This is a genomic window from Burkholderia sp. Bp9090 (assembly GCF_003857985.1).
Taxonomy (GTDB): domain Bacteria; phylum Pseudomonadota; class Gammaproteobacteria; order Burkholderiales; family Burkholderiaceae; genus Burkholderia.
In genome coordinates this window covers 32549-42354 of the sequence record NZ_QTPV01000015.1, presented here as the reverse complement: position 1 = coordinate 42354, position 9806 = coordinate 32549, and the positions used below count along the sequence as shown (strand labels likewise).

At 64.2% G+C, this 9806-nt stretch carries 12 protein-coding genes and 1 pseudogene; 7 read left to right on the top strand and 6 right to left on the bottom strand.

Features of this window, described 5'->3' with window-relative positions; genetic code table 11:
* Window positions 1-32 precede the first annotated feature (32 nt).
* Window positions 33-740 carry an MgtC/SapB family protein gene (locus tag DIE16_RS16220; protein ID WP_044843160.1) on the top strand — a complete coding sequence of 236 codons (708 nt, stop codon included), beginning with the start codon at window positions 33-35 and terminating at the stop codon, window positions 738-740.
* Between the two features lie 48 nt (window positions 741-788).
* Here DIE16_RS16220 and DIE16_RS16215 read toward each other — a convergent pair whose 3' ends face one another.
* Window positions 789-1508 (bottom strand): autoinducer binding domain-containing protein, encoded by a 720-nt coding sequence (locus tag DIE16_RS16215; RefSeq protein WP_124488191.1) that lies wholly within the window; start codon window positions 1506-1508, stop codon window positions 789-791.
* 73 nt (window positions 1509-1581) lie between these two features.
* On the opposite strand from DIE16_RS16215, the gene DIE16_RS16210 reads away from it, so the two are divergent.
* The 3 genes from DIE16_RS16210 to DIE16_RS16200 all read left to right on the top strand — a co-directional run bounded on the left by DIE16_RS16210 (window position 1582) and on the right by DIE16_RS16200 (window position 3664).
* A complete protein-coding gene (locus DIE16_RS16210; RefSeq protein ID WP_044843158.1) occupies window positions 1582-2025 on the top strand; it encodes a DUF4902 domain-containing protein in 444 nt (147 codons plus the stop codon).
* Between the two features lie 209 nt (window positions 2026-2234).
* Entirely contained in the window at window positions 2235-2846 is a 612-nt protein-coding gene (locus tag DIE16_RS16205; protein ID WP_124488193.1) for an acyl-homoserine-lactone synthase, read from the top strand.
* A 53-nt stretch (window positions 2847-2899) separates the two neighbouring features.
* Window positions 2900-3664 (top strand): hypothetical protein, encoded by a 765-nt coding sequence (locus DIE16_RS16200; RefSeq protein ID WP_185735476.1) that lies wholly within the window; start codon window positions 2900-2902, stop codon window positions 3662-3664.
* Window positions 3665-4002: 338 nt separating this feature from the next.
* Here DIE16_RS16200 and DIE16_RS37115 read toward each other — a convergent pair whose 3' ends face one another.
* Window positions 4003-4125: a hypothetical protein gene (locus tag DIE16_RS37115; protein ID WP_260434400.1), complete on the bottom strand. Its 123-nt coding sequence runs from the start codon at window positions 4123-4125 to the stop codon at window positions 4003-4005.
* On the opposite strand from DIE16_RS37115, the pseudogene DIE16_RS37535 reads away from it, so the two are divergent.
* A pseudogene (locus tag DIE16_RS37535) lies at window positions 4075-4402 on the top strand (VOC family protein). The gene DIE16_RS37115 and the pseudogene DIE16_RS37535 overlap by 51 nt on opposite strands.
* 21 nt (window positions 4403-4423) lie before the next feature.
* Here the strand turns inward: DIE16_RS37535 and DIE16_RS16190 are convergent.
* Window positions 4424-5053, bottom strand: a complete 630-nt coding sequence (locus DIE16_RS16190) for a GNAT family N-acetyltransferase (RefSeq protein ID WP_260427876.1) — start codon at window positions 5051-5053, stop codon at window positions 4424-4426.
* 196 nt (window positions 5054-5249) lie between these two features.
* Window positions 5250-5900, bottom strand: a complete 651-nt coding sequence (gene ribA / locus DIE16_RS16185) for a GTP cyclohydrolase II (RefSeq protein ID WP_044846712.1) — start codon at window positions 5898-5900, stop codon at window positions 5250-5252.
* Between the two features lie 177 nt (window positions 5901-6077).
* Here ribA and DIE16_RS16180 point away from each other — a divergent pair, with 177 nt between their 5' ends.
* Window positions 6078-6539 (top strand): CBS domain-containing protein, encoded by a 462-nt coding sequence (locus DIE16_RS16180; protein ID WP_044846711.1) that lies wholly within the window; start codon window positions 6078-6080, stop codon window positions 6537-6539.
* A 153-nt stretch (window positions 6540-6692) separates the two neighbouring features.
* On the opposite strand, the gene DIE16_RS16175 is transcribed toward DIE16_RS16180, so the two are convergent.
* On the bottom strand, window positions 6693-7022 hold the full coding sequence (locus DIE16_RS16175; RefSeq protein ID WP_124892753.1) for a DUF4148 domain-containing protein: 330 nt from the start codon (window positions 7020-7022) through the stop codon (window positions 6693-6695).
* A 514-nt stretch (window positions 7023-7536) separates the two neighbouring features.
* Here DIE16_RS16175 and DIE16_RS16170 point away from each other — a divergent pair.
* Window positions 7537-7935: a GreA/GreB family elongation factor gene (locus DIE16_RS16170; RefSeq protein ID WP_124892751.1), complete on the top strand. Its 399-nt coding sequence runs from the start codon at window positions 7537-7539 to the stop codon at window positions 7933-7935.
* 187 nt (window positions 7936-8122) lie between these two features.
* On the opposite strand, the gene DIE16_RS16165 is transcribed toward DIE16_RS16170, so the two are convergent.
* The gene (locus DIE16_RS16165) at window positions 8123-9229 is read right to left on the bottom strand and encodes a porin (protein ID WP_044846708.1); all 1107 of its coding nucleotides are present in this window, start codon (window positions 9227-9229) and stop codon (window positions 8123-8125) included.
* Between the last annotated feature and the right edge of the window lie 577 nt (window positions 9230-9806).

The window sequence follows — 9806 nt, the reverse complement described above, 5'->3', positions numbered from 1 at the left end:
CCGGCATGCGCACTTGGCACGGCAGGACCATCATGACTCTCGATTTCGCACTCCGTCTTTTCACTGCGTTCGCCTGCGGCGTCGCGATCGGCCTCGAACGCCAGATGCGGCAACGCACGGCGGGGCTGCGCACGATCACGCTCGTCGCGAGCGGCGCCTGCCTGTTCGTCACGCTCGGCGTGCTGACCGGCAACGGCGTGGCCGGCGTCACGCAGATCGCCGCTTACGTCGTGTCGGGCGTCGGCTTTCTCGGCGGCGGCGTGATCATGCGCGACAAGGGTTCGATCCAGGGCATCAACACGGCCGCGACGCTGTGGTGTTCGGCCGCCGTCGGCGTGCTGGCCGGCTCCGGCCACTACGTGCCGGCCCTGGCCGGCACGGGCGTCGTGCTGCTCACCAACACGGTGCTGCGAGGCGTCAGCCAGGCGATCAACGCGACCCCCGTGTCGAATGCCGACCTCGTGCGCGAATACCAGATCACCGTGATCTGCCTCGCCGCCGACGAAGTGCACATCCGCACGCTGCTGTCGAATGCGATGTATGCGAAACCGCTGTCGTTCCAGAGCCTGACGAGCGAGGACGTGCCCGAGCAGCCGGACCGGCTGAAGGTGACCGCGACGCTGAAGCTGCATCCGAAGGATCAGCAGAAGCTCGAGCAGATCGCGAGCCGGATGAGCATGGAGAAGAGCATTTCCAGCGTGAGCTGGACCGCGAAGGAAGCGGAGCCGATGATGGAGTGAGCGCAAAGGCGGCCGGCTCGGCACGACCGCCCCGCCGCCAGTTTTGCGTCAGGGCGTATCGATGAGCCCGGCCGAGATCGCCTTGACCACCGCCTGGACCTTGTTGGTCGCGGCGAGCTTCTCGAGGATGTTGTTCACGTGGAAGTTGACCGTGCGCTCCGAGATGCTGAGGATCTGGCCGATCTCGCACGCGGTCTTCCCTTCGGCCGTCCAGCACAGCACCTCGCGCTCGCGCGCGGTCAGCGTGACGCTCGCCTCGGGCGACAGCTTCGGCACCATGAAGCGGCTCATCAGCGAATGCGACAGGTTCGCGAGCCAGTTGGTCTGCAGCGTCAGCATGTTGATCTCGGCCGGCGTGAGCCGGTCCGCATGACGCGCGATGCTCAGCAGCCCGAACGCGCCGCGCGCCGCCCAGCTCGACTGCGCGACGCCCACCGACAGCCCGTGGTCGCGCGCGTCCCGCCAAAGCGGACACGGATCGATCCGGTCGACGTCCGGCCAGACGATCATGTTGGTGCTGAGCGCGCCGTCACGCACCGTCGAGTCGATCTCGATGTAGTTCTGCGCCTGGTAGTGGGCCATCCAGCCGTCCGGATAGGTATCGAAGATCGCGACGGCCGGCTTCGACACGGGCAACGGCACGCGAATGCCGTAACAGCAATATTCGAAGCCGAGGCGTTTAGAATAAGCGGCGATCCGCTGGAAGAGCTGCTGCTCGTCTTCAGCGGCGCTGAATTGTTGGTAGGCATCCTGCCAGCGCAGTTCCATTCATTCTCCGACAACGTTACGCTGTCATACCTGTCAGGTGCCAGCGCCGGTTCGGGGCTGATACATTCCGCGCATGACTTCACCTTTGTTGCACCCGGTCCGCGGCCCGTCTCCGGACGGCTATGTGCGCCTGTCCGAAAGCGCGCTGGCCGCGCTCGCGCTCGACCATGTCGCGAGCGGCCTCGATGCATCGCTGCTCGCGGAACTGCGCGACAGCGCCGTCGACGCGCGTCTGGCCGGCTACACCGAATGGCACCGCCCGGCCAGTGCCGGCCTCGCGTACCTGACGGTCGGCTGGGACTGGTATCTCGAGCGCGCGACGGGCACGTTCGCGATCGCGGGCGGCGACGTCCGCAGCAACATCATGGCCGTCGACGCCACCGGCGCCGACCTCGGCATGTTCCGCACCGCCGCCGTGCTGGCCGCGCGGCTCGCACACATCGATTGGCCGGCCGCGGTTGCGTCGGCATTGCTCGGTCGCAACGACGTCTATCATGCCGGTCCCGTGCTCCAGTGACAACCGGCCGCACTTTCGTCTGACATTTCCGCAAGACTGGCGCTCTTTATAAGCAAAAGCCGCCGGTATTTCAATCCCGCCGATCAAGAAACCGTTACCACCGGTCGAATGGTGTCGGCGCGGCCTCACCCTGTAAGAGTTACCAGTTACCGCCTCCTCGGGACGCGCGATGTAATGCGGGCATACCAAAGTACCGATCCGAGGACACCATGCGGACCTTCGTTCACGATGAAGGGCGGTTACCACACGAACTTGCAGCGGATCTCGGGCGCTATCGGCGCCATGTGTTCGTCGAACAGCTCGGTTGGGCGCTCCCGTCGGCGAACGAATGTTTCGAGCGCGACCAGTTCGATCGCGACGATACCGTCTACGTGTTCGCGAGAAACGCCGGCGGCGAAGTGTGCGGATGTGCGCGCCTGTTGCCGACCACCCGCCCGTATCTGCTGAAGTCGCTGTTCGCCGACCTGATCGCCGCGGACGTCGCACTGCCGCAATCCGCTGCCGTCTGGGAGCTGTCGCGGTTCGCGGCGACCGGCGACGACGAAGGCGGTCCCGGCAATGCCGAGTGGGCCGTCCGCCCGATGCTCGCCGCGGTCGTCGAATGCGCGGCGCAACGGGGCGCGCGGCAGCTGATCGGCGTGACGTTCGCGAGCATGGAGCGGCTGTTCCGCCGGATCGGCGTGCACGCGCACCGGGCAGGTCCCCCGAAACAGGTGGACGGTCGTCTGGTTGTCGCGTGCTGGATCGACATCGATCCGCAAACGTTTGCCGCACTAGGAATCGAGCCGGGACGGGCTGCCCGGCAAGCCATCGCCGCCTGAGCCGGAACGCGCGTAGTCCGGCCGGGCGGCACCCGTAACGAAGGAGAACCACCGTGGACCAGTCTCAGGTCTTTCGCTCGATGATGCCCGGGTTGACGGGCGCCGGCGGCGCCCGCGTCGCAGTCGCCTACCCGTCGTTTGCGCGGCCGCTGCCGCTCGTGCGGCTCGATCGCCGCGGGCTCGTGTTCCGGGCCGCCGGCGCCGCGCCGCTCGTGTGCGGGCTGCCGCGCACGGCGACGCTGCTGGTGGCGGACGAGCCGCTCTGCTCGCTGCGCCTCGTGATCCGCGACGTCGCCGCTGTCGGCGACGGCCGGCGCGACCTGACGATGCAGCCGTCCGGTGCCGCCGGCGACGAACTGCTGTGGCACGCACTGCGCGACCGCAAACCGTACCGGCAGACCGGGCAGCCGCTTGCGCCCGTCGATGCGGCCATCGCGCCGAACGGCGAGCCGCAGGCCGCGGGCGGCGGCGGCGCGCAGCGTCCGTCGCGTAGTGCGGCGTTCCGTCTGCGCTGCCATAGCGACGCGCTGTTCTTTGCCGACTGGCTCGAATATCACTTCGACGAGCTGCGCGCGCTGTCGCAGCGACACGGGCCGCAACTGCAGCTCAATCAGCTGCAACGGCAAGTCGCCGACGACGAGGTGGGCGTGCGCTTCGTCTACGACATCGACGGACACGCGACGCGGCATGCGCTGACCGACTGCGCGCGCGAGGCCTGCGCGTGGATCGAGACGGAAATGCGCAACAAGTACGCGGTGCCGGTTGCGCAGGAGCGGTTCGGCGCGTTTGCCGCGCACGCGCGGGCAGGCGCAATGTAGGAGCGACGGATACGCGGATACGCGACGGCCGCCGCACCGACGGCGCGTCGGCTGTTCGGCAGGACACGGTGGAACGCCCGCGACAGCTGGATGGCGTGCGGCACCAGCCTGGTCAGGACAGCTCGAGGCGCGCTGCGTTGCACAATTACAACTAGGGCTTGCCATCCCTCGGGTTTTCCCTTAAAGTTACATCCGTCTCCTCCATGTCTCCAAACATGGATTCAGCCCGCTCCAGTAGCGGGCTTTTTCTTGCCTGCGATAATTTATCGGGGACATATCAAAGCCCCCTGCGAGCAGCGCGCCCGCGCCTGCCCGGCGGCATCGGCGAATCGCTCCCCCTAGCCGACATCGTCATGCACGCCCACCTGCGCATCGCGCGCCCCGTCGCCGACCTCGCCAGAACCGAGCACATGTACCGCGCCGCATTCGAGCCAGCAGTGCTCGTGCGCTTCGACGATCACGACAGTTTCTCCGGCGTGATACTGGGACGCGAAGGACTCGATTACCACTTTGAATTCACGCACTGTCCGGCGCATCCGGTCGCCCCGTCGCCACCCCGAAGACCTGATCGTCTTCTATCTTCCCGACCGCCCGGCATGGGAAGCCGCGTACGCACGCGCAGTCGCGCACGGCTTCATGCGGGCGACATCGTTCAATCCATATTGGAATGCGTCAGGACAGACGTTCGAGGACGCCGACGGCTACCGCATCGTGCTGCAGAACGCGAGGCGGCATTAACGGCCGCGTGCCCGGGGCGCGTTACGCGCCGACGTAGTCATCCGGACGAACGGGCGTTGCGTGCGCGACAAACACCACATGCGGTCGCAGCGCATGCCCCGGCGGCAACGCAGGATGCTCGAAATCGCGCATCGGTTGCCGCGCCATCCCGAGTTGCTGCGCAACACGCTGCGATCGCTGGTTGGCAGCAGCCGTCCATGCAAAGATCTCGCCGAGCCCCACTCGGCCGAACCCGTCGACCAATACCGCAGCGGCCGCTTCCGCGACATGGCCATGCCCCCACGATGTGCGGGCCTGGCGCCACATGATCTCGACGCACGGCGCCATCGGATGCTCGTCACGAACTTCACGCGACAACCCGCAGAGCCCGATCAGCGCGCCATCCGCACGGCGCTCGATCGCCCACACACCGAAACCGTGCGCGTCGAAATGCGCTTCGAAGCGTGCGATGACGGCCTCCGCCTCATCGAAGGACATCGGGCCACGCGCCAGCCACGCGGTCACATCGGGATCCGCGTGCATCGCAACCAGCGCACCGGCATCGCCCGGCCGCCAGCGACGCAACGTCAAACGTTCGGTTTCTATCTTCAATGGCGGATCAACCGTGATCGGGAGGTGCAGAAGGCATGGGGTGCGTCGGGCCGCGTACACCGTTCTCGTAACGCAGGAGCGAGCTCGAAGGCGAAGCGGAGGGATGAAGCAATCGCGCTCGTCAGCTGCGCCGGCAACCAGCGGCGACAGTCACGAGAACCGGCGACGGGAATTGAATGCGGCGGGACGCATCGTCCCGTCCGGCGTTCACGGAATGAGCGCGACGCCCGATCGGGCGCCCCCGCGTCGAACGCGATTACTCGTTCTCTTCGAAGTAATGCCCGAACTTGACCTGCTTGGTCCGGATGTAACGCTCGTTTTCCTCGCGCACGGGTACTGCGAGCGCCACGCGTTCACACACGGGAATGCCGTGCTTCACGAGCGTGTCGAACTTCTTCGGGTTGTTGCTCATCAGGCGCACCGACGTCACGCCGAGGATCCGCAGGATCGCGGCGGCCGAATCGTATTCGCGAGCGTCGTCGGGCAGGCCGAGGTCGAGATTCGCCTCGACGGTGTCGCGCCCCTGCTCCTGCAGCGCATATGCGCGAATCTTGTTGCTCAGGCCGATGCCGCGCCCCTCGTGGCCGCGCAGATACAGCAGCACACCGCGATCTTCCGCCGCGATGTAGCGCAGCGCGAGATCGAGCTGCTCGCCGCAATCGCAGCGGAAGGAGCCGAACACGTCGCCGGTCAGGCATTCGGAATGCAGCCGCGTGAGCACGGACTGCTCGCCGGTGACGTCGCCCATCACGAGCGCAAGATGTTCGGCATCGCTGCCCGATACGCGGAAAGCGTACGACGTGAACGTACCGTAGCGCGTGGGCAGCGACGCGGTGGCGACGAGCGTCACGCACTCGTCTGCCTGGCCATTGCCCTGCGTGGGCGATTGGGGACGCGAAGACATCATGAATTCAATCGAAACGATCTGGAATGTAGGAGTTGTGTGGATAGTGCGTGACCGGAGTTTACCGCTAATCTGGAAACGTCACGCGACTGCCGCAGCAGGCCCGGCTATACTGGGCCCGTCGGGTGCCGCGCATCACGCCCTGCCTTCCCTGCATCGTCCCGCACACGGAGAAAGCAAATGAGCACGACTGTCGCGCAAATTCTCAAAGCCAAGCCGGATTCCGGCCGCACGATCTACACCGTCAAGAAAGCCGATTTCGTCTATGACGCCATCAAGCTGATGGCGGAAAAGGGAATCGGCGCATTGCTGGTCATGGACGGCGACGACATCGCGGGCATCGTCACCGAGCGCGACTACGCGCGCAAGGTCGTGCTGCAGGACCGTTCGTCGAAAGCCACCCGCGTCGAGGAAATCATGACGGCCAAGGTGCGCTACGTCGAACCGTCGCAATCCACCGACGAGTGCATGGCACTGATGACCGAGCACCGGATGCGCCACCTGCCCGTCATCCAGGACGGCAAGCTGATCGGCCTGATCTCGATCGGCGACCTCGTGAAGAGCGTGATTGCCGACCAGCAATTCACGATCAGCCAACTGGAACACTATATCCACGGCACCCCGACGGTCACGTCCGCCTGATCCGTCCCAGCGAAAAAGGCCCAAACGCGCGAGCGTCTGGGCGGAAAAGCCGCCGGAATGCGGCGACGGAGGTTCTGCTCTGCTGACGCAGACGCGCGCAAGCGGCGCGCGTCCCGTCGGTCACATGCTGTGCTCGGGCAGACCCGGGAATGTTCAGTTGCCGAAGTAGACGGAATTCACGGGATTCGGGGCTTCATGCGTCATGCGGCGGCCCGACTGGCCTGCGCCCGTCGCCACCGCACCATAACCGCTCGTATCGGCCTGGGCGAGCATCGGCTGGTTCGGCTGGACCCGTTGTTCCGCGGCCTGGACGTTGTCCGGATATTGCGAATCGCTCGCGAGCGGCTTGTAGCCGTTCTGTTCGAGTTGCACGAGCTCGGCCCGAACCTGGTCGCGAGTCAAGCCCTGCTCGGACTGTGCGAACGATGCGATCGGGGCGGCAAGAACGGATGCAGCGATCGCTGCGTAGATGATCGACTTCATGGTGGACCTCCGAAATATGTTCTCTTTTGACGTCGCTCCCGGCGGGACTGTCTGAAGCGATGGATCAAGTGTAGTGCTGGCGATACCAAGGGGAAACCCTTGGTTTGAACATACAGCGTTGCATTTTCGGAAAAAATCGACCGCTGTCACCGTGCGCGATCGCTATTACTTAAATCATTTTCACAACAATGCCTGACGAAAGGCCGACAGTCGAAGCACCGATCCGGAAGGTTGTGTTGTAGAATCGTAAGGTTTTATTCACCTCTCGATACCCCATTCACCATGCACGCACCCATGCTCGCTTCGGTTTCGCCGCCTGGCCTGGTCGGCGTGCGCGTGCGCGCCGGCCAGCCGGCGCATCCCCTCGCTCGACGCACGGCCCAGGCGCCGCTCGCGCCTGCCCGGCGCCTGATCTGACGGCTCGGTCTCCTTCCCGGAGCCAGGTCAGACAGGCTCCGGGCGATCCCCATAGGCACGCCCCGCCTGCCCCATGCCGATCATTTGGAGAACTGCCATGAAACAACACCTTTACCAGTTGACCGAACTCGACGTTGCTCGCCTCGAGAAGCACGCCGAACACAACCCGCGCTTCCAGACGATGCTCGACACGCTGCTCGAGCGCGCAGACATCGTGCAACCGGACGCCATCAAGGCAAACGTCGTCACGATGAACTCGCAGATCACACTGCTCGACGAAGCGACCCAGGAACAGGCCACCTGGACGATTGTTTATCCGGACGCCGCCAATCTCGAGCTCGGCCGCCTGAACGTGTTCTCGCCGGTCGGCATGGCGCTGCTCGGCACGCAACGCGGTCAGCTGGTGAAAGTGCTGCAGCCGAGCGGCGCCGAAAGGCTGATGAAGGTCGCCGCGATCGTGTTCCAGCCGGAAGCCAACGGCGAATACACGCGCTGATGCTGCCGGCCGGCAGCGCACACGTCGGCACACCAAGCAAAAAGCGAGGCTCAGCGCCTCGCTTTTTTTTGCGGCCGGACGATACGCAGCGTCATCGCAGCCCGCATCGCCGATGCGGCGGGCGAAAAAAAAGGCGCCCGAAGGCGCCTTTTTCGATACTGCGAAGCTGGTTACCCAGCCGTCACGCTTAGAAGCGGTGACGCAGACCAACCGTTGCTGCGGTTTGGTTGATCGACGAGCTCGGCAGCGTGTTGACGTCGCCGTTGTAGATCGATGCGCCAACGCCGTTCTTCGCAGCGCGCTGGTACACAGCTTGTGCGTAGACGTCGGTGCGCTTCGACAGCGAGTAGTCAGCTTGCAGGCCGAACTGGTTCCAGTGCGTGCTTTCGCCAGCAACCTTCGCGTTCGTGTACGTGTACGCTGCGCCCAGGCCCAGAGCCGGCGTCAGGTTGTACTTCGCGTTGACTTCGTAGTTGTCAGCGTGGAACGTAGCCGCGCCGTTAGCTTGGTTGTCGACACGCGATTGCGTCCATGCTGCGCCAACTTGCGCCGGGCCGAATGCGTATGCAGCAGCCGCGCCGTACGTGCGCAGGCGGCCTTGGCCGTTGAACAGAGCCGACGACGAGTCAACTGCGCCCGTGCCGTTGTTGTTCGGGTTGTTCGCTTGCGAGTAAGCTGCACCCAGCTTCAGGCCTTGGTACTGGTACGACACGCCGCCGCTGTAAGCACGGTTGTTGCCGAAGTTCGTGCTGTTCGAGAACGAGTACGTGCCGCCGAATTGCAGGCCAGCGTAGTTCGCGCTTGCGAACTTGATCGTGTTGTTAGCCGAGTAGCCGCCGTTCGTGCTCAGGTTGTCGTTGTTGAACGGGTGAGCGAAGTACGTACCGCCCCACGAGCCCGTTGCGGTCAGCGGTGCCAGGTAGTCCTGGACGGAGTCGTACTGCTTACCCAGCGTAACCGTGCCGTACTGGCTCGACAGGCCGACGAAAGCCTGGCGGTTGAACATGCCGTTGTTGTTCGCGAACTTGCCGTTGCCGATGTTGAAGCCGCTTTCCAACGTGAAGATTGCCTTCAGGCCGCCACCGAGGTCTTCCGAACCACGCAGACCGAAGCGGCTCTGGTCAATGCCCGAACCCATCGACCACAGCGACTTGCCTTGGCCAGCTGCGTTCTGGACGTTGCTTTGGTAGGTGATGCCTGCGTCCAGCACGCCGTACAGCGTGACGCTGCTTTGCGCGTGAGCGACGGTAGCGAACGATGCTGCAGCTGCTGCAACGATCAGAGTCTTGTTCATTCGTGGAGCTCCCTTCTAAAAAGAGGCAGGTCTCGCGACCTTGTTCATAAACGGTCTGCAACCGCCCGGGAGCGCCATCGGTCCTTCTGGCCGCGCCCGGATAGTTGCCCGTTTGGGAACCGTGAGTTTAGGGGTGTACCCTAGGGGCGCGATCTGCAAATAAAGAAATAAGCTTTTCCAGAACTAGAAATAATGAAAGTGGGGACGCGTTATAAGTATTTGTTTTAACGTCTTTTTTTGACCTATTGACGGATGTTTTTTGGAGGCTTTCATCCCACCATTCTTTCGTGTCATCGTCTTGACGGTTGCATAGAAACAACAAACGGAATCGATGGAACCACACGAAAACGGTAATTTTTACCCAAAACAATCTCAAATGTTGGGCCTGGCCGCCTAAAACGCAGCGACTGAACGGTAAACATTCGGCCGCGCGGCCGTAGCCGACCCCATTGGCCGTCGGCGCCAACTGCAACGGGGAGATCGGCGGCGGCACCCCGGGTGCCGCCGGGCCGCCGTGACATGCGGTAACAGCCTTAACGGCCCGCGTAACCCTGCTCCGGGACCGGCAGGCTAATGT